The sequence below is a fragment of the Erwinia sp. SLM-02 genome (assembly GCF_037450285.1).
Lineage (GTDB): Bacteria > Pseudomonadota > Gammaproteobacteria > Enterobacterales > Enterobacteriaceae > Erwinia.
The window spans coordinates 178174-202752 of record NZ_JAQISN010000002.1; the positions used below are offsets into that span (position 1 = coordinate 178174).

Annotated in this window: 22 protein-coding genes and 1 other RNA gene; 10 read left to right on the plus strand and 13 right to left on the minus strand. The window is 54.5% G+C overall.

Features of this window, described 5'->3' with window-relative positions; genetic code table 11:
* Positions 1-47: 47 nt before the first annotated feature.
* Positions 48-626, minus strand: coding sequence for a YecA/YgfB family protein (locus PGH32_RS14050; RefSeq protein ID WP_314426302.1), 579 nt, complete (start codon positions 624-626; stop codon positions 48-50).
* A gap of 172 nt (positions 627-798) precedes the next feature.
* On the opposite strand from PGH32_RS14050, the gene zapA reads away from it, so the two are divergent.
* From zapA to PGH32_RS14065, 3 genes are all read left to right on the plus strand, one after another.
* Positions 799-1128, plus strand: coding sequence for a cell division protein ZapA (gene zapA / locus PGH32_RS14055; protein WP_105592351.1), 330 nt, complete (start codon positions 799-801; stop codon positions 1126-1128).
* A gap of 42 nt (positions 1129-1170) precedes the next feature.
* A non-coding RNA gene (gene ssrS, locus PGH32_RS14060) (6S RNA) lies at positions 1171-1355 on the plus strand.
* A gap of 92 nt (positions 1356-1447) precedes the next feature.
* Entirely contained in the window at positions 1448-2035 is a 588-nt protein-coding gene (locus PGH32_RS14065; protein ID WP_337894352.1) for a 5-formyltetrahydrofolate cyclo-ligase, read from the plus strand.
* Between the two features lie 82 nt (positions 2036-2117).
* Here PGH32_RS14065 and serA read toward each other — a convergent pair whose 3' ends face one another.
* Complete coding sequence (gene serA / locus PGH32_RS14070; protein WP_123331111.1) at positions 2118-3356, minus strand: phosphoglycerate dehydrogenase; 1239 nt, start codon at positions 3354-3356, stop codon at positions 2118-2120.
* Positions 3357-3701: 345 nt separating this feature from the next.
* Positions 3702-4361, minus strand: a complete 660-nt coding sequence (rpiA, locus tag PGH32_RS14075; protein ID WP_337894354.1) for a ribose-5-phosphate isomerase RpiA — start codon at positions 4359-4361, stop codon at positions 3702-3704.
* Positions 4362-4562: 201 nt separating this feature from the next.
* On the opposite strand from rpiA, the gene PGH32_RS14080 reads away from it, so the two are divergent.
* Positions 4563-5462, plus strand: coding sequence for a LysR family transcriptional regulator ArgP (locus tag PGH32_RS14080; protein WP_314426296.1), 900 nt, complete (start codon positions 4563-4565; stop codon positions 5460-5462).
* Positions 5463-5527: 65 nt separating this feature from the next.
* Here PGH32_RS14080 and PGH32_RS14085 read toward each other — a convergent pair whose 3' ends face one another.
* From PGH32_RS14085 to tkt, 7 genes are all read right to left on the minus strand, one after another.
* Positions 5528-6265, minus strand: a complete 738-nt coding sequence (locus PGH32_RS14085) for an oxidative stress defense protein (protein ID WP_314426379.1) — start codon at positions 6263-6265, stop codon at positions 5528-5530.
* Between the two features lie 137 nt (positions 6266-6402).
* Positions 6403-7023, minus strand: a complete 621-nt coding sequence (argO, locus tag PGH32_RS14090; RefSeq protein ID WP_314426294.1) for an arginine exporter ArgO — start codon at positions 7021-7023, stop codon at positions 6403-6405.
* Between the two features lie 243 nt (positions 7024-7266).
* Positions 7267-8139 carry a small-conductance mechanosensitive channel MscS gene (mscS, locus tag PGH32_RS14095; protein WP_337894355.1) on the minus strand — a complete coding sequence of 291 codons (873 nt, stop codon included), beginning with the start codon at positions 8137-8139 and terminating at the stop codon, positions 7267-7269.
* A gap of 181 nt (positions 8140-8320) precedes the next feature.
* Positions 8321-9400, minus strand: a complete 1080-nt coding sequence (fbaA, locus tag PGH32_RS14100) for a class II fructose-bisphosphate aldolase (protein ID WP_123331122.1) — start codon at positions 9398-9400, stop codon at positions 8321-8323.
* A gap of 82 nt (positions 9401-9482) precedes the next feature.
* Positions 9483-10646, minus strand: coding sequence for a phosphoglycerate kinase (pgk, locus tag PGH32_RS14105; protein ID WP_337894356.1), 1164 nt, complete (start codon positions 10644-10646; stop codon positions 9483-9485).
* Between the two features lie 21 nt (positions 10647-10667).
* Complete coding sequence (gene epd, locus PGH32_RS14110; protein WP_314426286.1) at positions 10668-11714, minus strand: erythrose-4-phosphate dehydrogenase; 1047 nt, start codon at positions 11712-11714, stop codon at positions 10668-10670.
* Positions 11715-12269: 555 nt separating this feature from the next.
* The gene (tkt, locus tag PGH32_RS14115; protein WP_314426284.1) at positions 12270-14261 is read right to left on the minus strand and encodes a transketolase; all 1992 of its coding nucleotides are present in this window, start codon (positions 14259-14261) and stop codon (positions 12270-12272) included.
* A gap of 289 nt (positions 14262-14550) precedes the next feature.
* Between tkt and PGH32_RS14120 the strand changes: the two genes are divergently transcribed.
* Positions 14551-15309: a M48 family metallopeptidase gene (locus PGH32_RS14120; RefSeq protein WP_337894357.1), complete on the plus strand. Its 759-nt coding sequence runs from the start codon at positions 14551-14553 to the stop codon at positions 15307-15309.
* A gap of 406 nt (positions 15310-15715) precedes the next feature.
* Positions 15716-16987, plus strand: a complete 1272-nt coding sequence (locus PGH32_RS14125) for an OprD family outer membrane porin (RefSeq protein WP_337894358.1) — start codon at positions 15716-15718, stop codon at positions 16985-16987.
* Positions 16988-17062: 75 nt separating this feature from the next.
* Here PGH32_RS14125 and speB read toward each other — a convergent pair whose 3' ends face one another.
* Positions 17063-17983, minus strand: coding sequence for an agmatinase (gene speB / locus PGH32_RS14130; protein WP_123331133.1), 921 nt, complete (start codon positions 17981-17983; stop codon positions 17063-17065).
* A gap of 279 nt (positions 17984-18262) precedes the next feature.
* Here speB and PGH32_RS14135 point away from each other — a divergent pair, with 279 nt between their 5' ends.
* From PGH32_RS14135 to PGH32_RS14145, 3 genes are read left to right on the plus strand one after another with little or no spacing between them, the layout of a single operon-like run.
* Positions 18263-18565 carry a DUF4258 domain-containing protein gene (locus tag PGH32_RS14135; RefSeq protein ID WP_337894359.1) on the plus strand — a complete coding sequence of 101 codons (303 nt, stop codon included), beginning with the start codon at positions 18263-18265 and terminating at the stop codon, positions 18563-18565.
* Positions 18543-18965 (plus strand): hypothetical protein, encoded by a 423-nt coding sequence (locus PGH32_RS14140; protein WP_314426273.1) that lies wholly within the window; start codon positions 18543-18545, stop codon positions 18963-18965. The genes PGH32_RS14135 and PGH32_RS14140 overlap by 23 nt, the downstream gene beginning before the upstream one ends.
* Position 18966: 1 nt before the next feature.
* Complete coding sequence (locus tag PGH32_RS14145) at positions 18967-19335, plus strand: hypothetical protein (RefSeq protein WP_314426271.1); 369 nt, start codon at positions 18967-18969, stop codon at positions 19333-19335.
* A 137-nt stretch (positions 19336-19472) separates the two neighbouring features.
* Here PGH32_RS14145 and speA read toward each other — a convergent pair whose 3' ends face one another.
* Positions 19473-21449, minus strand: a complete 1977-nt coding sequence (speA, locus tag PGH32_RS14150) for a biosynthetic arginine decarboxylase (RefSeq protein ID WP_314426268.1) — start codon at positions 21447-21449, stop codon at positions 19473-19475.
* Positions 21450-22312: 863 nt separating this feature from the next.
* Here speA and metK point away from each other — a divergent pair.
* A complete protein-coding gene (gene metK, locus PGH32_RS14155) occupies positions 22313-23467 on the plus strand; it encodes a methionine adenosyltransferase (RefSeq protein ID WP_123331139.1) in 1155 nt (384 codons plus the stop codon).
* A gap of 826 nt (positions 23468-24293) precedes the next feature.
* Here metK and PGH32_RS14160 read toward each other — a convergent pair.
* On the minus strand, positions 24294-24545 hold the full coding sequence (locus PGH32_RS14160; protein WP_337894360.1) for a hypothetical protein: 252 nt from the start codon (positions 24543-24545) through the stop codon (positions 24294-24296).
* Positions 24546-24579: the final 34 nt, after the last annotated feature.

Consider the following 24579-nt stretch of genomic DNA (forward strand, 5'->3'; position numbering starts at 1 on the left):
CTTAGTTACGGATCCACCGCATGCCGGCCTTCAGGGCACGCTTTTGCTTAATGCAGGGTTGGCTTTTGCACGACCACGTTGGTGGGTACAGAACGGGTGAAGGTATCGTGGCACAGCAGCGCGGCAACGCGCACGTACTCGATAACCTCTTCCAGCGACTGCTCCAGCTCGTCCTGATCTTCATCTTCGTCGTAGCCCAACTGAGCAATGGTACGCAGATCGTCAATGGCTTCGCCAGTTTCACCCTTCACTTTATCCAGCTTCGGCTGGGTCACGCCCAGGCCCAGCAGGAAATGGTTCACCCATCCCGCCAGCGCGTCGGCGCGATCGAAGACGGTGATGTCTTCATCGTCAGGCAGGTAAAGCTGGAACAGGAAACCGTCCTCTTCAAGCGAATCACCAATCGCCTGATGAAGCTCCTGCAGCGGCAGCGACAGCGACTGGGAGAAAGCCATGCCTTCATTGGTCAGGTCATGAACCAGCGCCTGCCAGCTGCTGTCCTGGTTGCCGCCGCACAGAAGACCGCTGATCAGACCGTGCATTTCGGCGGGGGTCATACCCACGCCCTGCTGTGTAAGTGCTGAAGCCAGAGTGTTGTATCCCGGCATTACGTTAGATAGTGACATTCGTTTTCGTCATCGTTGGCTGAATAAGTTCGTGTTATGCTACCACCAGGTACCTCAAGGATTCCATTAAAGGGGTTGTTTCTTCTCTCAGGGGTAGTTTATAGTGTCGCCCCTCCCGGCCCATTGCGTGGTAAGGGTGTTTGCGGGCGCAGTATTCAGTCAGGAAGGTGGCATGTCTGCACAACCGGTAGATCTTCAAATTTTTGGCCGTTCATTAAGAGTAAATTGTCCGCCCGAACAGCAAGATGCGCTGAATCTGGCTGCCGAAGACCTCAATCAACGGTTGCAAGACTTAAAAGTTCGCACTAGAGTCACAAATACAGAGCAGCTGGTATTTATTGCGGCACTGAATATTTGCCATGAACTGGCGCAGGAAAAAGTCAAAACACGCGACTATGCGTCTAACATGGAGCAGCGTATTCGCATGCTGCAGCAGACCATTGAGCAGGCATTACTTGAGCAAGGTCGCATTACTGAACGTACAGGTGCGAAGTTCGAATAACACTTTGGCGTTACCTGTGATAGAGTGACGGTGAAGTACAAAATTTCTCTGAGATGTTTGCAAGCGGGCCAGTCCCCTGAGCCGATATTTCATACCAAACAGAGTGTGGCGCTCTGTAACCTGTGAGCATGCCCGGCTCGTCCGGGAAGCCTGATGGTTACGACGGCATACTCACCTTGAACCAAGGGTTCAAGGGTTACAGCCTGCGGCGGCATCTCGGAGATTCCCACTTTTTATCTGCTTTACTCTTCCTTCTGCACGGTTTCTTTTCTACGCTAACGGCACTCAATGGCATCGTTCAACGGAGTCAGCCCACGCGATGAGCCTTAATCTTCTCGACCGTCAGGATATCCGTACCCACGTTCGCCATCTTCGTCGCGGCCTCAGCGATGAGCAACAGCAGCTGGCTGCGGTTCAGGCAGCGGAACACGCGCTCAGCTTTGCACCGCTGGCGCGGGCTAAAAATATCGCGCTGTTCCTTTCCGTTGACGGTGAACTGAATACCCGGCCGCTGATTGCCAAACTGTGGCAGCGAAAGCAGCAGGTTTACCTCCCCGTACTGCACCCCTTCTCTCCCGGAAACCTGCTGTTCATCCGCTATGACGAACAGACCGAACTGAAAAAAAACCGTCTGCGCATCCCTGAGCCGCCGCTGGATATCCGCAACCTGCTGCCGCTGAGCGAGCTGGACGTGCTGCTGGTGCCGCTGGTGGCGTTTGATGCAGAGGGCCAGCGCCTCGGCATGGGCGGCGGGTTCTACGACCGCACGCTGCAGAACTGGCAGCAGCATGGCTTTTTACCGGTGGGGCTGGCACACGACTGCCAGCAGGTGGAAAAAATCCCGACGGCAGCGTGGGATATCCCGCTCCCAGCGCTGATTACACCGTCGAAAATCTGGCAGTGGTGAGATAAAAAAAGGCGACCCGAAGGTCGCCTTTATTGCGTTTGCTGCCTCAATCTACGGCGAACCCTGCGGCCCGCCAGCGGGATCAGTACAGCAGGCGCGCGCGGATAGTACCTGGAATCGCCTTCATCAGCTGCAGGGCTTTATCAGCGACTTCCTGCGTGGCATCAACGTCGATTACCACGTAGCCCATCAGCGGAGTGGTTTGCAGATACTGGGCTGAAATGTTGATACCCTGATCGGCAAAGATCAGGTTGATCGCGGTCAGCACACCAGGGCGGTTTTCATGGATATGCAGCAGGCGGCTGACGCTGGCACCGTGCATCGGCAGCGAGGCTTCCGGGAAGTTAACCGCAGACAGCGTTGAACCGTTGTCAGAGTATTTCGCCAGCTTACCGGCCACTTCAATACCGATGTTTTCCTGCGCTTCCTGAGTTGAACCCCCAATGTGTGGAGTCAGGATAACGTTGTCGAACTCGCACAGCGGTGAGTTAAATGGATCGCTGTTGGTCGCCGGCTCTTCCGGGAAGACGTCAATGGCCGCACCCGCCAGGTGTTTATCCGCCAGCACTTTGCACAGCGCAGGGATATCCACCACCGTACCGCGCGAGGCGTTGATCAGCAGTGAACCCGGCTTCATCAGCGCCAGCTCTTCCGCACCCATCATGTTCTGCGTGGACTGCGTTTCAGGCACGTGCAGGCTCACCACATCGCTCATGTTCAGCAGATCGGAAAGGTGCTGGACCTGAGTCGCATTACCCAGCGGCAGCTTGCTTTCGATATCGTAGAAGAACACGTGCATGCCCAGGCTTTCAGCCAGCACGCCCAGCTGCATACCGATGTGGCCATAGCCGATGATACCCAGCTTTTTGCCACGCGCTTCAAACGAACCTACCGCCAGTTTGTGCCAAACGCCACGGTGCGCCTTGGCGTTTGCCGCCGGCACGCCGCGCAGCATCAGCAGCAGCTCGCCGATAACCAGTTCAGCTACGGATCGGGTATTGGAGAAAGGTGCATTAAACACCGGGATACCGCGAATTGCAGCGGCATGCAGGTCAACCTGGTTGGTTCCGATACAGAAGCAGCCTACGGCGACCAGCTTTTCAGCGGCGGCGAAGATCTCTTCGGTAAGCTGAGTACGGGAACGCAACCCGATAAAGTGTGCATCGCGAATGGACTCTTTCAGCGCCTCGCTATCCAGTGCACCTTTGTGAAATTCAATGTTGGTGTAACCTGCAGCGCGGAGATTATCGACCGCACTCTGATGTACGCCTTCCACCAGCAAGAACTTAATCTTGTCTTTCTCCAGTGATACTTTTGCCATTTCCCGACCTTTATTTAGCAGACTTCAGATGTGGCTGAATCCCTTTTGCCGTTCACTTTACCGCAGCGGCATCGCGCAGCAGGGTGAAACGTGACGGGGATATAAGATTGCCTTCTGTCAAAATAACAAAATTTTCGCCGGCAGCAATACAAACGATTGCCTGCCCCGCAGCACGGCGGTGCCTTCTGTCAGAACAAACCGATAGAAAATCATGATGCGTTGCATTGCTTCAGGAGGATCGCACGGCGGAGTCATCTACTGTGACATAAGTCACTAAATTTTGACCGTAAAAGAAAAGATGTTTTTTAGATCAAAATAACAGGCACCGCACGGGTGCCTGACAGATCATTTGGTAATAGTCTTCACGCCGTCGGCGGTGCCGATTAACGCCACGTCCGCGCCCCGGGCAGCAAACAGGCCAACGGTCACCACGCCAGGCAGCGCGTTGATGGCCACTTCCAGCGCGATCGGGTCGAGGATCTTGAAGTTGTAGACATCAAGAATGAGATTACCGTTATCGGTGACCACATCCTGACGATACTCCGGCTGACCGCCAAGCTTCACCAGCTCACGCGCAACGTAGGAGCGCGCCATCGGGATCACTTCAACCGGCAGAGGGAATTTACCCAGAACGTCAACCTGCTTGGAGGCATCGGCGATACAGATAAAACGATCGGCGACGGCCGCAACGATTTTCTCGCGGGTCAGCGCGGCACCTCCGCCTTTAATCATTTGCATCTGGCCGTTGATCTCATCGGCGCCGTCAACATAGATCGCCAGCGAGTCAACTTCGTTCAGATTGAAAACGTGAATACCTAAGCTTTTCAGTTTAGCGGTAGAGGCTTCCGAGCTGGAAACCGCGCCCTCAATCTGGTGTTTAATCGATCCCAGTGCGTCAATAAAATGCGCGGCGGTAGAGCCGGTGCCAACGCCAACGATGGTGCCGGGAGTCACGTAGTCGAGCGCTGCCCAGCCAACGGCTTTTTTCAGTTCATCCTGCGTCATGGTATGTTTAACCCTGTGAGTCACTGTGTGCGCGTAGTATAAAGCAATGACTGCAAAAATAATTGCCCATGAGAGTGACGGATGAGCAGGAATGGAAGCTGGCCCACAAAGTGGTTGATTCACAAAGTGACGTTTGCCCGCGCAAAAGATAAAAACTGTGGCATAGTGCTTAAACCACACCTGAGAAGAGTATAACGATTAATGAAACGTCCCGATTATCGAACGCTTCAGGCGCTGGATGCAGTGATTCGTGAACGCGGCTTTGAACGCGCCGCACAAAAGCTCTGTATTACCCAGTCAGCTGTTTCACAGCGTATCAAGCAGCTGGAAAATATGTTTGGCCAGCCGCTGCTGGTGCGTACCGTCCCGCCCCGCCCGACCGAACAGGGACAGAAACTGCTGGCGCTGTTGCACCAGGTTGAGCTGCTGGAAGAAGAGTGGCTGGGCGATGACAGCGGCGGCACAACGCCACTTTTACTGTCGCTGGCGGTGAACGCCGACAGCCTGGCAACCTGGCTGTTACCGGCGCTGAAAACCGTGCTGACCGACTCTCCGGTGCGGCTAAATATTCAGGTAGAAGATGAAACCCGAACCCAGGAACGCCTGCGTCGCGGTGAGGTAGTAGGCGCCATCAGTATTCAGCCGCAGCCGCTGCCAAGCTGCCTTGTCGATCGGCTGGGTGCGCTGGACTACCTGTTTGTAGGATCGAAGGAGTTTGCCGCGCGCTACTTCCCGAACGGCGTCACCCGCTCCGCGCTGCTGAAAGCGCCGGCGGTAGCGTTTGACCATCTGGATGATATGCATCAGGCCTTCCTGCAGCAGAACTTCGACCTGTCACCGGGCAGCGTGCCCTGCCACATCGTGAACTCGTCGGAAGCCTTCGTACAGCTGGCCCGTCAGGGCACCACCTGCTGTATGATCCCGCATCTGCAGATTGAACGCGAGCTGGCGGAAGGTGAACTGATCGATTTGACCCCGGGCCTGCTGCAGCGCCGCATGCTTTACTGGCACCGTTTTGCACCGGAAAGCCGCCTGATGCGCAAAGTGACCGATGCGCTGCTGGCTCACGGCCATCGCGTGCTGCGTCAGGATGCGGTTTAGGCAGGAAGGGTTTTGAGTTAACGGGGGGCGGGCCGATTTTCGGGCCGCCCCCCGTTCGTTACGGCTTACTGATTACGCTGCAGCTCAAACACCACATCCACCTGATCGTCGAAGTGAATGCTCTGCTGTTCGTAGGTCTGCGCCGCTGAGGTCATCGGCGCTGCGTCAGCCGCTTTATACATCCGCGCCATTGGCATCGGCTGATAGTTGGCGACGTGATAGCGCACGCTGTAAACCGGGCCAAGCTTGCTGCCAAAGCCCTGAGCCAGTTCTCCCGCCTGCTTAATCGCATCATCGATAGCCGCTTTACGCGCCTTCTGACGATACTGTTCAGGATCGGCCACGCCCAGCTCAACCGAGCGGATTTCATTCAGTCCGTTTTTCAGCGCGCCGTCCAGCAGCTCGTTGAGCTTATCCAGCTGGCGCAGCGTGACCTGTACCTGACGTACGGCGCGATAGCCCTTCAGCACCGACTTGCCGTCTTTCAGGTAGTCATACTCGGGCTGGGTACGCAGGTTGGCCGCGTTGATATCTTTCTTCTCAATGCCGCTTTTGTTCAGAAAATCAAAATACTGCTGCACGCGGGTATCGGCCTGCTTTTTTGCTTCAGCGGCATCTTTCGCGGTGATATTAACTTCAATCGCCAGGGTGGCAATATCCGGCGCGGCATCCACGCTCGACTGGCCGGAAGTGACCACGTGCGGGCCGGCAGGCAGTTCATCAGCCTGTGTTACCAGCGGTAAACTACCCAAAACAATCATTGCGGCCAGAGCCAGTTTAGTGAGCTTCACTGCGTCCTCCATGGGGGTCATAGGCATCGGATCGGACGCTGCCGGAGCCGGTTGCTGCGGCAGCGTAATATTCCGTTTGTTCATCACGATACAGTGTAGAGCGCCGTATCCCGTCACGCTATGACCTGAATTCTGGAAGTGAGTTCAGATCAGTAAAAATCCATTGCCTGCATCGCCAGCTTGAGTGCAATCACCCACATCACTCCACCCACCAGCAGATTGATAATCCTCTGCGCGCGCGGGGTATTCAGCACCGGAGCCAGCCAGGCGGCTAGCATCGCCAGCCCGAAGAACCAGACAATTGAGGTACTGATTGAACCGAAGGCAAACCAGCGGCGCGCCTCTTCCGGCAGCTGCCCTCCCAGGCTCCCCAGCAGCACAAAGGTATCGATGTAAACATGAGGATTAAGCCAGGTCACGGCAATCATGGTAACGATAATTCGCCAGCGGCTTTGCTTCATCGCCCCGGCGGCGGCCAGCTGCACATCGCCGCTGAAGGCCGTGCGCAGCGCCCCCCAGCCGTACCACAGCAGGAACGCCACGCCCGCCCAGGTCACCAGATTCAGCAGCAGAACCGACTGGCTGAGCAGCGCACTGCCGCCAAAAATACCGCCGCAGATCAGCAGAATATCGCTGAGCGTACAGAGCGCGGCGGTCATCAGATGATACTGCCGGCGCACGCCCTGATTCATCACAAACGCATTCTGCGGCCCCAGCGGCAGGATCAGCGCCGCGCCCATTGCAACACCCTGAAAATAAACGGATAACATAATGAAAGACCTCATCTACACACGATTTTCGGCAAGTGTATAGCGATGCCATCATTAGGTATAACATTATAATTTAATGAACCATCATTTTCTCTAATGGTCGGTAACGGTGGATGACAAAACGGGATGAGGGTGTAAGGCCGCAATTGAGGTCGTCACGTTCCAGGGGGCAATCAGCTGCGTGGCGTTGTGGCAAAAAAAAGCCCCCTGCCCGCAGGGGCAGAGGGCATATCGCCTGGCGGGTTACGCCGGTTTAGTCAGATCGACTTCGGGCGCTTTGGTCTGATGCAGGTGAACATCCATCTGCGGATAAGGGATGCCGATTTCTTTCGCATCCAGGGCGTTTTTAAATTCCTTCATCAGATCCCAGTAAACCTGCTGCAGGTCACCGGCCTTGCTCCAGCAGCGCACCACGAAGTTCAGTGACGACGGGGCCATCTCGTTCAGGCCAATCTGCACGCCGCGATCCTGCAGTACGCGCGGTTCTGCCTCAACAATGCCGCGCAGCAGAGTAATCACTTCCTCAACGTCAGCATCGTAGGCTACGCCAATAATGAACTCATTACGGCGCTCCGGCTCGCGGGAGAAGTTAGTGATATTCCCGGCAATGATTTTACCATTCGGCACCACGACGATTTTGCCGTCGGCGGTTTTTAAGGTGGTAGAGAAAATCTGCACGTTCTGCACCGTTCCCATCACGCCGATATCAATAAATTCACCGGTGCGGAACGGGCGGAAGGTCACCAGCAGCACGCCGGCCGCCAGGTTAGAAAGCGAGCCCTGCAGCGCCAGGCCAATTGCCAGACCGGCGGCACCGAGTACGGCAATCACCGAGGCGGTCTGCACACCCACGCGTCCCAGCGCGGCAATCAGCGTGAAGGCGATAATGCCGTAACGCACCAGCGCAGAAAGGAAATCAGCTACCGTCGCATCAAGATGACGGGCGCGCATCAGGCGATTGATAGTATTGGAAACAATACGCGCAACGAGCATCCCGATAATAATGATCGCTATCGCTGCCACAATATTTACCGCGTAGCTCAGCAGCAGAGCCTGGTTGCGCACCAGCCAGTTCCCCGCATTGCTGATACCACCGACCACGTTCAAATCTTCCATTTTCCCATCCTGTTGTTTGCCCAAAAGAGGCGTTCAAAACTCTGCCGCCCGGCGGCAGCCTGAACACTAAGGGTAAGCAACCACGCGCGAATCTGCCAGGTTTCTGGCGTAATCAGCTGGAATTTATGGGAAAGTTGCATAAAAAAAGGCCCTTTCGGGCCTTTTTTGCACAGCGGACAAATTACAGAACGTCGATTGCGTTCAGTTCTTTGAAAGCCTGCTCCAGACGCACAACCATTGACGCCTGGGCAGAACGCAGCCACACGCGCGGGTCGTAGTATTTCTTGTTCGGGCTGTCTACGCCATTTGGGTTACCCAGCTGGCCCTGCAGATAGTCTTCGTTCTTTTTGTAGAACTGCAGAATACCGTCCCAAGTTGCCCACTGGGTATCGGTATCGATGTTCATTTTGATCACGCCGTAGCCGATTGATTCTTCGATTTCAGCAGCTGAAGAACCGGAACCACCGTGGAACACGAAGTCCAGGGAGTTGTGCGGCAGGTTGTGTTTCTTGCTGACGTAATCCTGAGAGTCACGCAGGATAGTTGGGGTCAGCTTCACGTTGCCCGGCTTGTACACGCCGTGTACGTTACCGAAAGAGGCAGCGATGGTGAAACGCGGGCTGATTTTGCTCAGCTCGGTGTAGGCGTAATCCACGTCTTCCGGCTGGGTGTACAGAGCAGATGCGTCCATATGGCTGTTGTCCACGCCATCTTCTTCACCGCCGGTGCAACCCAGTTCGATTTCCAGAGTCATGTCGAGTTTCGCCATGCGCGCCAGATACTTGCTGGAGATCTCGATGTTCTCTTCCAGAGACTCTTCGGACAGGTCAATCATGTGAGAAGAGAACAGTGGCTTACCGGTTTTGGCGAAGTGAGCTTCACCCGCGTCCAGCAGACCGTCGATCCACGGCAGCAGTTTCTTCGCGCAGTGGTCGGTATGCAGGATAACCGGCACGCCGTAGTGCTCTGCCATCAGATGTACGTGGTGAGCACCTGCGATCGCACCCAGGATTGCAGCAGCCTGTGGCTTGTCAGACTTCAGGCCTTTACCAGCGATAAAAGCAGCACCGCCGTTAGAGAACTGAACGATGACCGGAGATTTTACTTTTGCAGCAGCTTCCAGCACGGCGTTGATTGAGTCGGTACCGACGCAGTTAACGGCTGGCAGAGCGAATTTGTTCTCTTTCGCTACTTTGAAGATCTTCTGCACGTCATCACCGGTGACAACGCCTGGTTTTACGAAATCAAAAATTTTAGACATGTTAGCTTGTCCTGTTTCTTCGGTCGTATTAAAGGATTCTGTTCTCACGCGGGGCCTTACGCGGCCCCGCCCCGAGGTTTAATTACTGCTTAGCACGTTCTTGCAGCATGGCGACTGCTGGCAGGGTTTTGCCTTCCACGAATTCCAGGAAAGCACCGCCGCCGGTAGAGATATAGGAAATCTTATCTTCGATACCGAACAGGTCGATAGCGGCCAGCGTATCGCCACCGCCAGCGATGGAGAATGCGTCGCTGTCTGCGATCGCTTTCGCAACGATTTCAGTACCTTTACGGAAGTTCGGGAACTCAAACACGCCAACCGGGCCGTTCCACAGAATGGTTTTGGCATCTTTCAGCAGTTTAGCCATCGCCAGTGCGGTTTCGTCGCCGAAGTCCATGATCTCTTCGTTGTCCTGAACTTCGCTCACTTTCTTCACGGTTGAAGGGGCGGTTTCAGAGAACTCGGTGCCCACGCGTGAATCGGTAGGCACCGGGATTTTGAACTCGTCGCGCAGCTTTTTCGCGGCTTCTACGAAATCTGGCTCATACAGAGACTTACCAACGTTGTTGTCGATAGCCACGAAGGTGTTAGCGATACCGCCACCGACGATCACAGTGTCGGCAATTTTCACCAGCGAGTTCAGCACGTCAAACTTGGTGGACACTTTAGAGCCACCCACAACGGCAACCATTGGGCGCGCCGGGTTAGAAAGGGCTTTACCTAATGCTTCCAGCTCGGCGGACAGCAGCGGGCCTGCACAGGCAATCGGAGCAAACTTGCCCACGCCGTGGGTCGAGGCCTGAGCGCGGTGTGCGGTGCCGAAGGCATCCATCACGAAGATGTCGCACAGCGCGGCGTATTTTTTAGAGAGGGCTTCGTCGTCTTTCTTCTCGCCTTTGTTAAAGCGAACGTTTTCCAGCACCACCAGCTTGCCGGCTTCCAGCTCAACGCCGTCCAGGTAATCTTTTGCCAGGGATACGTTGTCCGCGCCCAGTTTATCTTTCAGGTAGTTAACAACCGGCAGCAGAGAAAACTCTTCGTTGTATTCACCTTCAACAGGACGGCCCAGGTGGGAGGTAACCATCACTTTTGCGCCCTGCTTCAGAGCCGCTTCGATAGTCGGCAGAGAAGCACGGATACGTGCATCCGACGTCACTTTCCCTTCTTTTACCGGCACGTTCAGATCGGCACGGATCAGAACACGTTTACCAGCAAGATCCAGATCGGTCATCTTAATTACAGACATGGTGAACCCTCTCGTTGATTCTCAAAGTTTTACAGACGCAGCCGCGTCCTGACTGAAACCGATATCGGCCATCGCTAACGTGGTGTCGATCATTCTGTTAGCAAAGCCCCATTCGTTATCACACCAGACTAAGGTCTTAATCAGGTGCTGGCCACTGACCCGCGTCTGCGTACCGTCAACGATGGCACTGTGCGGGTCGTGATTAAAATCAATAGAGACTAACGGTAATTCCGTGTAGTCAACTATACCACTAAAAGCCCCTTCTGACGCACTTTGCAGCAGGGCGTTGACCTCGCAGGCCTTTACCGCATCCCGCACGCTGACGCTGAGGTCAATCGCCGTCACGTTAATCGTTGGCACGCGGACGGCAATCGCTTCGAAACGGTCATTAAATTTCGGAAAAATGCGGGTGATGCCCGCGGCCAGACGCGTATCAACCGGAATAATCGACTGGCTGGCCGCACGGGTGCGACGCAAATCGGGATGATAGGCATCAATCACCTGCTGATCGTGCATAGCGGAGTGGATGGTGGTCACCGTACCCGACTCTATCCCCCACGCATCATCCAGCAGTTTGATAATCGGAATAATACAGTTAGTCGTGCAGGACGCATTCGATACCAGCAGGTGTTCCGGCAGCAGCTCTTGCTCATTCACACCGAAAACGACCGTGGCATCCAGATCGTTGCCTCCCGGATGAGAGAACAGCACCTTCTTTGCACCGGCCTGCAGATGGGCTTCACCATCGGCACGGCTGCCGTAGACGCCGGTACAGTCCAGCACGATATCCACATTCAGCTCACGCCACGGCAGAGAGTCAATATCGGCGTGATGCAGCAGGCGGATCGTATCATCGCCAACCGACAGCAGATCGCGCTCCTGGCGTACATCCCAGGCAAAGCGGCCATGGCTGGTGTCGTATTTCAACAGATGGGCCATCCCCGCGGCATCCGCCAGCTCATTGATGGCAACCACCGTAATTTCAGCACGACGTCCGGTTTCGTACAGCGCACGCAAAACGTTGCGCCCGATGCGACCGAATCCGTTAATGGCAATGCGAACCGTCATATTACTCCTGCATCAGAATTCTCTATGAAATCGGACGATTAGCCTGAGCCAGACGCCGCGATTTGTACAGGAAATTCTTGTGTCATCCCGAGAGCTGGCCGGTGGCTGCCTGCGCGACGACAATCAAACTGAAACGCTTCAGCTAGAATAATAGAAGTCAGGAATAATAGGAATGACCGGGATCAATTGCGGCGCTTAACTTTCGATCTGCGTCACAAAATTACGCAAAAAATGGCACATTCTGGCGTAATTTTCGCCTGCAAGTCGGAAAGAGCGCTGAAAATTTAAACGAATACGCCCGTGGGTTAACCCCCTACGGATTAGCCGCTCAGCCTGAGATCCCATGCCCTGATAACCTTATCGTTGGTAGGGGAATTACCATGCCGGATCGGGATTCAGATAAAGCTGGAATTTTACGTCGCGAATTGCTGAAAGGAGCCGGGACGGGAGCTTGACGAAATCGAACTCCACCGTTGACGACCGGGAAACAAAAAAAGCACCGCAGGGCGGTGCTTTATCGTATAACCGGCCCGCAGAGGAGCCGGTTGCGAAGGATTACAGCAGGCCTTTCGCTTTAGCGACCACGTTATCCACGGTGAAGCCAAACAGATCGAACAGCTGCTCAGCCGGTGCAGACTCACCGAAGCTGGTCATACCGACGATAGCGCCGTTCAGGCCGGTATACTTGAACCAGTAGTCCGCGATACCCGCTTCAATCGCCACGCGTGCACTGACGGCTTTCGGCAGCACGGACTCGCGGTAGGCTGCGTCCTGCTTGTCGAAGGCGTCGGTAGACGGCATAGACACAACGCGAACCTTGTGGCCTTCCGCAGTCAGTTTGTCGAATGCGCCAACCGCCAGCTCAACTTCAGAACCGGTCGCAATCAGGATCACATCAGGGGTGCCCGCGCTGTCTTTCAGCACGTAACCGCCGCGAGCGATGTTAGCCAGTTGCTCAGGCGTACGCTCCTGCTGTGCCAGGTTCTGGCGGGAGAGGATCAGCGCGGTAGGACCGTCGTGACGCTCGATACCGTATTTCCAGGCCACGGCTGATTCAACCTGGTCACATGGACGCCATGCGCTGACGTTTGGTGTAACGCGCAGGCTGGCCAGCTGCTCAACAGGCTGGTGAGTCGGGCCATCTTCGCCCAGACCGATAGAGTCGTGGGTGTAAACCAGCACCTGACGAATTTTCATCAGGGCAGCCATACGCACTGCGTTACGTGCGTATTCCACAAACATCAGGAAGGTCGCGGTGTAAGGCAGGAAGCCACCGTGCAGGGTGATACCGTTAGCGATCGCGGTCATACCGAATTCGCGCACGCCGTAATGGATGTAGTTACCCGCTGCATCTTCGTTGATTGGCTTAGAACCGGACCACATGGTCAGGTTGCTTGGTGCCAGGTCAGCGGAGCCGCCCAGGTATTCCGGCAGCAGTTTACCGAACGCTTCGATCGCATTCTGAGACGCTTTACGGCTGGCGATTTTCGCCGGATTAGCCTGCAGCTGCTCAACAAATTTCTGCGACTCTTCTGCCCAGTTAGCCGGCAGCTCGTTGCTTACGCGGCGTTTGAACTCGGTCGCCAGCTCTGGGAAGGCTTTCGCATAGGCGGCAAATTTCTCATCCCATGCGGATTCTTTCGCCTGGCCTGCTTCTTTCGCATCCCACTGGGCATAAATGTCCTGTGGAATTTCGAACGGCGCGTGGGTCCAGCCCAGCTGCTTACGGGTCAGTTCGATTTCAGCATCGCCCAGCGGCGCGCCGTGGGAATCGTGCGTACCGGCTTTGTTCGGTGAGCCGAAGCCGATGATGGTTTTGCACATCAGCAGTGAAGGCTTGTCGGTCACCGCTTTCGCTTCTTCTACTGCCTTTTTGATCGCATCCGCGTCGTGGCCGTCGATGCCGCGCACCACGTGCCAGCCGTAAGACTCAAAGCGCTTCGCGGTGTCGTCGGTGAACCAGCCTTCAATATGACCATCGATAGAGATACCGTTGTCATCGTAGAACGCGACCAGTTTACCCAGCTTCAGGGTACCCGCCAGCGAGCACACTTCGTGGGAGATACCTTCCATCATGCAGCCATCACCCATGAACACGTAGGTGTTATGGTCAACAACGTCGTGGCCCGGGCGGTTGAACTGTGCGGCCAGCGTGCGCTCGGCAATCGCGAAACCAACGGCGTTAGCAATACCCTGGCCCAGTGGACCGGTGGTGGTTTCTACGCCTGCGGTGTAACCGTACTCTGGATGACCTGGGGTTTTGGAATGCAGCTGACGGAAGTTAGCCAGCTCGCTGATTGGCAGATCGTAGCCGGTGAGGTGCAGCAGGCTGTAAATCAGCATTGAGCCGTGGCCGTTGGAAAGCACGAAGCGGTCACGATCGGCCCACAGCGGGTTAGACGGGTTGTGGTTCAGGAAATCGCGCCACAGCACTTCAGCGATGTCCGCCATACCCATTGGGGCACCCGGGTGGCCGGATTTGGCTTTCTGAACCGCATCCATACTTAATGCGCGAATGGCGTTGGCAAGCTCTTTACGAGAAGACATTTTCTACTCCAGGTCGGATTTAACGCTTCGCCGTACTTAACCTATTGTAATTAATGAGTTATCAGGCAAAGCCGAAGGAAAGTCGCCCATCAATGTACATGAAATATGGGTAACATGTACATGCCGCAGGATGTAAAAATAATCACATAAGTTGCACTTTGGGAATCTCCCGACTAGGCAAAGACGGCGGCAGAGACTATAACTCAACTATCTGGCGGGTCATCAATTCCCCTTTCCCCCGCTAACTTCATGATTTAACTACCTTGTTACTGATGATGGATGAACCAGAATGAAGAAACGTATTTCTTATGCCGCCCTCGCGCTGGCAACCCTTATTTCTGGCTGTCAGAACTTTGACAGTAACGGACTGATGCAGTCCGGCGCGCAGGCGTTTCAGGCCGCCACGCTGAGCGATGCGCAGGTGAAAGAGCTGAGTGATAAATCCTGCCAGCAAATGGACAGCAGCACGCAGATCGCCGATGCCAGCAGCACCTATGCGAAGCGCCTGAGCAAAATCTTTGCCGCACTGGGTGATAACATCAACGGCACGCCGGCTAACTACAAAGTTTACCTCACCAAAGACGTCAACGCGTGGGCGATGGCTAACGGCTGCATCCGCGTTTACAGCGGCCTGATGGACATGATGACCGACAATGAAGTTGAGGCGGTGCTCGGCCATGAAATGGGTCACGTCGCCCTGGGCCACTCGCGCAAAGCCATGCAGGTGGCCTACGCCACGACCGCCGCACGCACCGCCGCTGCGTCTGCCGGTGGCATTGCCGCTTCGCTCTCACAGTCTCAGCTGGGCGATATCGGTGAGAAACTGGTGAATTCACAGTTCTCCCAGCGCCAGGAGTCGGAAGCAGATGATTACTCTTACGATCTGCTGCGCAAGCGCAACATTAATCCGGCAGGCCTAGCCACCAGCTTTGAAAAGCTGGCGAAGCTGGAAGCGGGCCGCCAGAGCTCGATGTTTGACGATCACCCGGCCTCGGAAGCGCGGGCACAGCATATCCGCGAGCGTATGGCTGCAGACGGTATTAAGTAAGCCAGGGCAAGCTGATCGTTTTCCCTCGCGTGGGCGATCTCCTGCGCGGGGCACCCACAGCGATGAACGGTATGAAAGCCAGCCTGCGCCCACAGGGAGGTGGCCGAAAACAGAGGAAGATATCGCGCAACGCCCGCTCAGCAACGCGGTGAAGCGCGATGCAATTAACGCACAATATTTATTATAAAATTATCAATTCAATGATAAAAAAAGCATAAATTGATAATTAAACAGCACACCAGGTTAATTATTCCAATTCACCTATGCATCCCGCCATCAGAAAATATTGCGAAGCTCGGCTCACTGAATATAACCGCCACATAATGATTGCAAACATTCAGCAATACGGTAAATATCGATTGTGCAGTCCTTCAATCTTATTTTATTAGCCAGAGAATTCCCTCAAGTGAAAAAAGAATTATCATTAATTGCATTCAGCTTATTTGCGGCAATCCCTGCCGTTGCCAGCCAGCAGTCAGACAGCAAAGGGCTTATTGAAGACAGCCATTTAGACCTGCTGTTACGCAACGCCTATATCAGCCGTGATTATCACAACGGGATGCAGGATAAGGCCGAATGGGGTCAGGGTTTTATCACCACCTTCGAGTCAGGCTTCACCCAGGGACCGGTTGGCTTCGGTGTTGACGGCATTGCCCAATATGCCGTGCGTCTTGACGGTGGACGGGGGCGCAGCGGTGCCGGCGGTATTGATTTTTTCAAGCAGGGTAATGACGGAGGCCGGGCTAAACCGGACCTGGCCAAATTTGGCGCCACCGCCAAAATGCGCATCTCAAATACCGTGCTGAGCTACGGCAATCAGCGCCCTGCGCTGCCGATCATTAATGCCGATAACTCCCGCCTTCTGCTTGAAAGCTATACCGGAACAATGCTGACCTCGAAAGAGATTACCGGGCTGGAGATTAATGCCGGTTATTTCACCGACGAGCAGCGGAAAAGCGACGACCGCCATAACAGCGGTTTAAAAAGTCTTTCATTCGGTGGCGCAAGCTATCAGTTCAACGATCGTTTCAGCGGTGCCGTCTACGCATCGGATGTGAAAGACGTGCTGAATAAACAGTATCTGGGCATGAACTTTAACCAGCCGTTCAGCGGTGACCAGCGCCTGGTTGTCGATTTCAACGGCTATAACTCGCGCCTGGATCCCGACTACGCCCGCAAACTCGATACCGGCCGCAGCAACACCATCTGGAGCCTGGCTACCAGTTACATCTGGGACGTTCATACCTTCAAACTGGCTTACCAGCAGAACAGCGGCAGCACCGGCTATCACTACGGTGGATATCGCAACGCGGATGGCACAGGCGATGGGGGAAACACCATCTGGCTGGCCAACTCATACTGGTCTGATTTTAATGGTGAAGACGAGCGCTCATGGCAGGCGTCTTATGGCTTAGATTTTTCCGGGATGGGGTTACCGGGGCTGAGCTGGACCACCGCTTACGTTCGCGGGGATAACATCAAAACGTCGGAAACCAGCAACGGCAAAGAACACGAATGGTTTAATCAGGTCCAGTACCAGGTACAAAACGGCCCGGCGAAAGATCTGACGCTGAAACTGCGCTATTCCGTGCTGCGGGTATCCGGTAACGCCAGCGATTACAACGTGGGAGGTGATGAAATCCGCGCCTTCGTCGAGTATCCGTTTAGCGCATTCTGACGGTGTTGGCCCCCGGCTCAACCCGGTGAGAAATGACGACTGCCGCACGCGATAGTGCGGCAGTCGTTGTCAGGATCAGCCTTTATTAGCCGCCTGAACGTGCAGCATATCTAACGCCAGCGTCGCCGCCGCCAGTGCGGTGATATCCGACTGGTCATAGCCAGGCGCAACCTCAACCAGGTCCATCCCCACGATGTTCATTCCCTGCAGGCCGCGGATCAGCTTGGTCGCTTTGTCGCTGGTCAGCCCACCGATAACCGGCGTCCCGGTCCCCGGTGCGTGTGCCGGATCGAGGCAGTCAATGTCGAAGGTCAGATAGATCGGCAGATCGCCAACGATCTGCTTCACCTGGGCAAGGATATCGTCAACGCTGCGATCGTTAACCTGCGCCGCATCCAGCACGTTAAAGCCCAGAGACTTATCAAACTCGGTACGGATACCGATCTGCACGGAATGTTCCGGCGAGATCAGGCCTTCTTTCGGCGCGGTATGGAACATGGTGCCGTGGTCAAAGGTTGGACCGTTATCGTAGGTGTCGGTATGGGCATCGAAATGCACCAGCGCCATCTTGCCGAAGGTTTTCGCGTGCGCGCGCAGCAGCGGCAGAGAGATATAGTGATCGCCACCAAAGGTCAGCATGCGCTTGCCGTTGGCCAGCAGTTTTTCCGCGTGCGCCTGCAGTTTATCGCTCAGATCCTGCGAATCACCGAAAGCGTAAACCAGATCGCCGCAGTCAATGACGTTAAGGCGCTCACGCAGATTAAATTCCCACGGCCAGCGGCACCCTTCCCACGCCAGGTTAGTCGAAATCTGGCGAATAGCACCCGGCCCCAGGCGGCTCCCCGGACGGCCGGAGGTCGCAGCATCGAAAGGCACACCGGTGATCACCCACTCGGCGTCGCTGTCGTACGGCTGGAAGTTAACCGGGAAACGCATAAATCCAAATGCGTTTGAAACCAGAGAGTTATCGTACTGATTACCCAGGGTGTTATGCATAACGACTCCTTAGTTTACTGTTCAGTCGGCGCTAACCGCCCGCTACAGATGAAAAAAAATCCCTGCCGCGTCGTTAGGCCCGACGAGAAAGGGATTTGATGCTGGTCCGTGAAACATCACGCCAGATGATGCCCTGATTTTAGCATGTTCAGGGGGAGGCGTGTGAAGCGCGTGCCCCATTCCATCCTAAAAAAACAAACTCCGGATAAAATAGTCAAAATATGACTATTGACGAAGGCCAGAAATGACTTCATACTCGTTTCATCACCTGGAGGCACGATGAATCTGACACGACATGCTTACAAACGAATGAGCGAGAGACACATCCAGCAGGCTTTAATTGATATCGCACTTAATTTTGGTTCAGATTCTGGCGATGGTGAAAAAGTCATTCTGGATAAAAAAACGATTACCGTCATGATGAGCAGATTATCCGGCATGCTACAGCAGCTGGAGAAGCTGAAAGGACGCGGTGGACTCACGGTTGTTGAAGTGAATGAGCTGCTTGTCACGGCTTACTATAATAATTCGTTCGATGTTAAAAAGAGAAAAAACAACAATGAAAAACATTACGATCAATGAAGAGCATTTTGGGTCGGGTTCTTTAGGTCAGACTAAAAATGCGCCAGCAAAACTGAATATCAAAATAAACAAGGTTGACCTGGCGGTTCTGGATGAGCTTGCCGTACTGACCGACGATACGCGTTCTCAGGTCGTTAATGCCGCAATCGAAGCGCTGGTTTATAAATTCTTCAATCAGGATGTGGAAAATTTCGATACCCGCTACCTGCTGGCGTCAGAAGCGGATAAACGTAACCCTGAACTTAAAGATTCCCTGGCCATTGATAAAAGCTGGCTGTACGAAATCGATCCCAATGGACAGGTCGGGCAGGTAGAAAATAACTATTATCAGCAGCAGAATTTTTACTCACAAGAACATGATGATATTAAATCTATCCTTTCCTCCAGCGTGAGAAAATAAAATGAAAAAACTCTCTCAGGTTATTAATGAACGTCTTGCCACCAGCAACAGCAGTGAATATGTCACTATCAGCTATCGACCCAATCATAAAGTCGCAGCCATGATCGATGTGATGTGTGATATTTACGGTCAGAACAAAGCAAATTTATTTCATGATAAAATCAGCGAACTGCTGGCAGAGTACCTCCTGACGTCAAAGGAGAGCATCCCACTGATTAAACAAATTGCCGAAACCTACAGCGAAGACGAACTTTCCCGCTCCTGCATGGCAGATTTAATTGCACGAGATATCCTTTCTGTTTCCTGGTCAGCAGATGGGAAATTTAAAAAAGATCTGTCAGACAGGCTGAATACCGATAAGAAGTCATGATTTCACGCCAGACTCGATAAGCCTGACTGAACAGGAATGCAGGCGGCAGGATAAGATCCTGTTGAAGGAACGGCCTGCAAGCAACAGGCCCAGAATTCAGACCGGACGCGATACCCGCGCCCGGTCTTCAGTCTTAATTACTCGTCTTCTAAATAGGTGTAACCGTACAGACCCGCTTCGAACTCTTCCAGGAACTGCGCGCGCAGGTCGTCGTCGAGATCGCTTTCTTTAATCTGATTGCGGAAATGCGTCAGCAGCTCGTCAGGATTCAGCTGCACGTACTCCAGCATATCCGCCACGGTATCCCCTTCATCGGACAGCTGAACTTCCACGCTGCCGTCGGAGAAGGCAAACACGTCCACCGCTTCGGTATCACCGAACAGGTTGTGCATGTTGCCGAGGATCTCCTGATATGCCCCCACCATAAAGAAGCCCAGCATCGGTGGATTATCCACGTCGTACTGCGGCATCGGCATGGTGGTGGCAATACCGTCACCGTCCACGTAGTGATCGATGGTGCCGTCCGAGTCACAGGTGATATCCAGCAGCACCGCACGGCGCTCCGGCACCTTGTTCAGCCCTTCCAGCGGCATCACCGGGAACAGCTGATCGATACCCCACGCGTCCGGCATTGACTGGAACAGTGAGAAATTGACGTAAATCTTATCCGCCATCCGCTCCTGCAGCTCATCGATAATCGGACGGTGCGCACGGTTGCTCGGGTCCAAATGCAGCTGAATATAGTTACAGATGCTGAGATACAGCTGCTCCGCCCAGGCGCGCTGGGTCAGATCGTAGGTTCCCTGCGAATAACCGGTATGGATATCGTGCAGATCCATCTGGCTGTCGTGCAGCCACTCGCGCAGCGAACGACGGTTATTCGGCTCGTGCATTTCCAGCCAGGTATCCCACATGCTGACGATCGGACGCGGGGCATCTTCGGCAGGCGGCTGCGGGGTACTGAACTCGTTGCGCTCCACGCCGATGATATTGGAAACCAGCACGGTATGGTGCGCGGTTACCGCACGACCGGACTCGGTGATCACCGTCGGGTGCGGCAGGTTGTGCTCTTCACAGGCATCACCAATCGCCCAGATAACGTTGTTGGCGTATTCGTTCAGGCCGTAGTTCACCGAGCAGTCGCTCTGGGAGCGCGTGCCTTCATAGTCAACGCCCAGACCACCGCCAACGTCAAAGCACTGAATATTTACGCCAAGCTTCGCCAGCTCAACGTAGAAACGTGCCGATTCGCGCACGCCGGTGGCAATATCACGGATATTGGCCATCTGCGATCCCAGATGGAAGTGCAGCAGCTGCAGGCTTTCCATCCGACCCGCTTCACGCATGATCTCCACCAGCTTCAGCACCTGGGTCGCCGACAGACCAAACTTCGATTTCTCACCGCCGCTTGACTGCCACTTACCGGAGCCCTGTGAAGCCAGACGTGCACGAATACCGAGGCGCGGCACCACGTTCAGGCGTTCCGCCTCTTCCAGCACCAGCTGAACTTCGGTCATTTTTTCCAGCACCAGATAGACCTTGTGGCCCATCTTTTCGCCGATCAGCGCAAGGCGGATATATTCACGGTCTTTATAGCCGTTACAGACGATCACTGAACGGGTCATCCCCGCGTGCGCCAGTACCGCCATCAGTTCGGCCTTGGAGCCGGCTTCCAGCCCCAGCGGTTCGCCGGAATTGATCAGTGATTCAATGACGCGCTTATGCTGGTTTACCTTAATCGGATAAACCAGGAAGTAGTCGCCGCGATAGCCATAGGACTCACGCGCGCGCTTGAACGCCGCGTTAATGGAACGCAGACGATGTTGCAGAATTTGGGGAAAGCAGAACAGCGCCGGTAAACGCTGGCCGTTGGCTTCGCGCTCTTTTACCAGCTTCGCCAGGTCAACGCGCGCTTCAGGGACATCCGGATCCGGGCAAACGCTGATATGGCCCAGTTCGTTGACGTCATAGTAGTTATTACCCCACCAGGCAATATTGTAAGTACGCAGCATTTTGCTGGCTTCTTGATCGCTCATAGCCACCTCCTGCATGGAGCGGAGAACACCCTGTTCGCCCGCTGACGAACCCATTACATTCTTTATGTCGTCAGACATTGCGAACCTCAAATTGTAGTAGTGCAAAACAGCAAGCCGCCGCAGAATGCGTCTGCGACGATAATCCATCAATTACCGGGGTGTTCAGTCTGGCAGACTGAAGTGCCGCTAAAATCGGTTTCTGAAGTATAACATCGTAAAACACGTCGCGGACTCCGTATAACGGGTCAAAAAACCAATAGAGACAACTCTCAGGTAAATCTGAGAGAACCTGGTCACAACGTCAGAAGCAGATTAGCCGGCGCTGGTGTCGGGATTATTACCAACACGCACAAAACTTCGGCGAACTGTACAGGGAGTCGTACCGCATGAGGGGAAATTGAACACGCCGGGATGGCGTAACTGAACGAGTGAAACACCGTGGTTCATTACTGTTGTCACCTCCACACACACCGACCGGCGCGTGGAAAAACCAAAACTGCGGGTGAATGCCAGCGCGTATTTTTTCATTGCTGGCGGGTCAGTTGCGTGCCTCAAAACATGCTTAAAGGCAGCGCCGTTTTATACAGCGACGTGACTAAAATTGCAAAATCTAAATGTGGCGGTTGGGATATCTGTCAGGATAATTTTCCACTTTTTACAAATGATAAAACTCTCACCGGTAAAAAATGCTGGCAATCCGCTTAACGTGTAACCTAAAATAGCCATCCAGATGTTAATCCATCTATACTGGTTAACTTCTAAGCGTCTTTGATTTACCCCCGTAACTACGGGGACGATATCCCTGAAAAGGATACTCACTGCTCATGGCTTTGCCTGAGGGGGGCGCTAAGAACAGATATATGCCCTGAATTTCAGGCTCATCTCCAGTTTTTGCGCTATGCAGTCGATCTTCAACCCGTATTAGTAAGGTAAAGAATATAATGGCTAAACACCTGTTTACTTCCGAGTCCGTATCAGAAGGACATCCTGATAAAATCGCCGACCAGATTTCCGATGCCGTGCTCGATGCAATTCTCGAGCAGGATCCGAAAGCACGCGTGGCCTGCGAAACCTATGTAAAAACCGGCATGGTGCTGGTTGGTGGTGAAATTACCACCAGTGCATGGGTTGATATCGAAGAGATCACCCGTCAAACCGTGCGCGATATCGGCTATGTTCATTCCGATATGGGCTTTGATGCCAACTCCTGCGCGGTACTGAGCGCAATTGGCAAACAGTCGCCTGACATTAACCAGGGCGTTGACCGTACCGACCCGCTGGAGCAGGGTGCCGGCGACCAGGGCCTGATGTTTGGCTATGCGACTAACGAAACCGACGTACTGATGCCCGCCCCGGTGACTTATGCGCACCGTCTGGTTCAGCGTCAGTCAGAAGTGCGTAAAAGCGGCAGCCTGCCGTGGCTGCGCCCGGATGCGAAAAGCCAGATCACCTTCCAGTACGATGACGGCAAAATTGTCGGTATCGATGCGGTTGTGCTTTCTACTCAGCATTCTGAAGACATCTCGCAGAAAGACCTGCAGGAAGCGGTGATGGAAGAGATCATCAAGCCGGTTCTGCCCGCTGAGTGGATCAACGCCAGCACCAAATACCACATCAACCCGACCGGCCGTTTCGTTATCGGTGGCCCGATGGGTGACTGTGGCCTGACCGGTCGTAAAATCATCGTTGATACCTACGGCGGCATGGCACGTCACGGCGGCGGTGCGTTTTCCGGTAAAGATCCATCAAAAGTTGACCGTTCAGCGGCATACGCGGCGCGTTACGTAGCGAAAAACATCGTCGCTGCCGGCCTGGCCGACCGCTGTGAGATTCAGGTTTCCTATGCTATCGGCGTTGCAGAGCCAACCTCAATCATGGTGGAAACGTTCGGGACTGAGAAAGTCTCTACCGAGCAGCTGACGCTGCTGGTGCGCGAGTTCTTCGATCTGCGCCCATATGGTCTGATTCAGATGCTGGATCTGCTGCACCCGATCTACCGCGAAACCGCGGCATACGGTCACTTTGGTCGTGAGCATTTCCCATGGGAAAAAACCGACAAAGCTGCCGTGCTGCGTGATGCTGCCGGTCTGAAATAAGTCTTTCTTCGTTACGCTGAGGGTGCTTTCGGGTTAGCCCTCCAGTGAGATAAAGCCGCCGTCTTGTAGATGGCGGTTTTTTTTGGCCTGTGCGGGGGTGAGCAGCCTCTGCTGCAGGAACCGGGCGTTCCTGATATCGATTTTTGGTGCCTTTGCGGGTGACCAGCCTCTGCCGCGGGTACCGGGCGGTCCTGAAATCCTTTTTGGTGCCTTCGCTGTATCGTTTGTGCAGGTGCCCAGCCTCTGCGGCGGGTACCGGGCGGTCCTCGCGCCACGCTTCGCGTGGTGCCTTCGGCTTCAGCATCCGGCCTGCCGGACCGGCGAAGACGGGCGTCCTGCCCGGCTTCGCCTGACGCCAGCATCCCTGCTGGCGTCTCCTGGCCTGCTGCCTACGCCTTTGCGCTGCGTATTGCCCGGTACCCGCCGCAGAGGCTGTTCCCCTTTTTCTTCCGGATCGCGGTTATAAAAAACATTATTCGTGGGTTGAAATGGCGGGGGCTCCAGAATTTTCCTGTCCATAATCTATAGAAACGATCATCTATCAGCTTTAGCGATGAGCTGTTTTAAGCAGCCTTCAGCTGACATCAGAAAACGCACTAAAGGTACCTTTGACAGACAACAATGCAATCACCACGCAGACTGGCAGTTTCACCGAACGGGCAATCCACATCGCTGAATGCAGAGTGAACGCAGGGATTCAAATCACCTACGCTTCTTTTATCAGAACGTTTATCTCTTGCGTTCAGACATATCTGGACTTCAACCTGCCCCCTCCATCAAGCATCGTGCTCGCTGTCTATCGCATCTGACATGCATTGCAGAAGCATCACAGCAGGCTGGCTGGTCCCCCGCCCGGATAATCCGCAGCGCTGAGCGAAGAGAGGAAGCCAGGATTCGGCCGCATGGACGCGGCCGAAAGACAAAGTCGGGCCATGGACGGCCCGTCTTTGGCGGTCCGGCAGGCTGACGAACGCAGGGAGGGCACCACGCAAAGCGTGGCGTGAGGACCATCCGGGCGGGGGACCAGCCAGCCAGCGTCATCGCCATAGCAACAAACACACATCAGCAATGTTCCCATCCCGCAACCCGCAACCCGCAACCCGCAACCCGCA

Excerpts from the sequence above, each read along its gene's own strand:
- PGH32_RS14050 (WP_314426302.1), bottom strand. The coding sequence starts at position 626 with ATGTCACTATCTAACGTAATGCCGGGATACAACACTCTGGCTTCAGCA.
- zapA (WP_105592351.1), top strand. The coding sequence starts at position 799 with ATGTCTGCACAACCGGTAGATCTTCAAATTTTTGGCCGTTCATTAAGA.
- PGH32_RS14065 (WP_337894352.1), top strand. The coding sequence starts at position 1,448 with ATGAGCCTTAATCTTCTCGACCGTCAGGATATCCGTACCCACGTTCGC.
- serA (WP_123331111.1), bottom strand. The coding sequence starts at position 3,356 with ATGGCAAAAGTATCACTGGAGAAAGACAAGATTAAGTTCTTGCTGGTG.
- rpiA (WP_337894354.1), bottom strand. The coding sequence starts at position 4,361 with ATGACGCAGGATGAACTGAAAAAAGCCGTTGGCTGGGCAGCGCTCGAC.
- PGH32_RS14080 (WP_314426296.1), top strand. The coding sequence starts at position 4,563 with ATGAAACGTCCCGATTATCGAACGCTTCAGGCGCTGGATGCAGTGATT.
- PGH32_RS14085 (WP_314426379.1), bottom strand. The coding sequence starts at position 6,265 with ATGGAGGACGCAGTGAAGCTCACTAAACTGGCTCTGGCCGCAATGATT.
- argO (WP_314426294.1), bottom strand. The coding sequence starts at position 7,023 with ATGTTATCCGTTTATTTTCAGGGTGTTGCAATGGGCGCGGCGCTGATC.
- mscS (WP_337894355.1), bottom strand. The coding sequence starts at position 8,139 with ATGGAAGATTTGAACGTGGTCGGTGGTATCAGCAATGCGGGGAACTGG.
- fbaA (WP_123331122.1), bottom strand. The coding sequence starts at position 9,400 with ATGTCTAAAATTTTTGATTTCGTAAAACCAGGCGTTGTCACCGGTGAT.
- pgk (WP_337894356.1), bottom strand. The coding sequence starts at position 10,646 with ATGTCTGTAATTAAGATGACCGATCTGGATCTTGCTGGTAAACGTGTT.
- epd (WP_314426286.1), bottom strand. The coding sequence starts at position 11,714 with ATGACGGTTCGCATTGCCATTAACGGATTCGGTCGCATCGGGCGCAAC.
- tkt (WP_314426284.1), bottom strand. The coding sequence starts at position 14,261 with ATGTCTTCTCGTAAAGAGCTTGCCAACGCCATTCGCGCATTAAGTATG.
- PGH32_RS14120 (WP_337894357.1), top strand. The coding sequence starts at position 14,551 with ATGAAGAAACGTATTTCTTATGCCGCCCTCGCGCTGGCAACCCTTATT.
- speB (WP_123331133.1), bottom strand. The coding sequence starts at position 17,983 with ATGCATAACACCCTGGGTAATCAGTACGATAACTCTCTGGTTTCAAAC.
- PGH32_RS14135 (WP_337894359.1), top strand. The coding sequence starts at position 18,263 with ATGAATCTGACACGACATGCTTACAAACGAATGAGCGAGAGACACATC.
- PGH32_RS14140 (WP_314426273.1), top strand. The coding sequence starts at position 18,543 with ATGAAAAACATTACGATCAATGAAGAGCATTTTGGGTCGGGTTCTTTA.
- PGH32_RS14145 (WP_314426271.1), top strand. The coding sequence starts at position 18,967 with ATGAAAAAACTCTCTCAGGTTATTAATGAACGTCTTGCCACCAGCAAC.
- speA (WP_314426268.1), bottom strand. The coding sequence starts at position 21,449 with ATGTCTGACGACATAAAGAATGTAATGGGTTCGTCAGCGGGCGAACAG.
- metK (WP_123331139.1), top strand. The coding sequence starts at position 22,313 with ATGGCTAAACACCTGTTTACTTCCGAGTCCGTATCAGAAGGACATCCT.
- PGH32_RS14160 (WP_337894360.1), bottom strand. The coding sequence starts at position 24,545 with ATGGGAACATTGCTGATGTGTGTTTGTTGCTATGGCGATGACGCTGGC.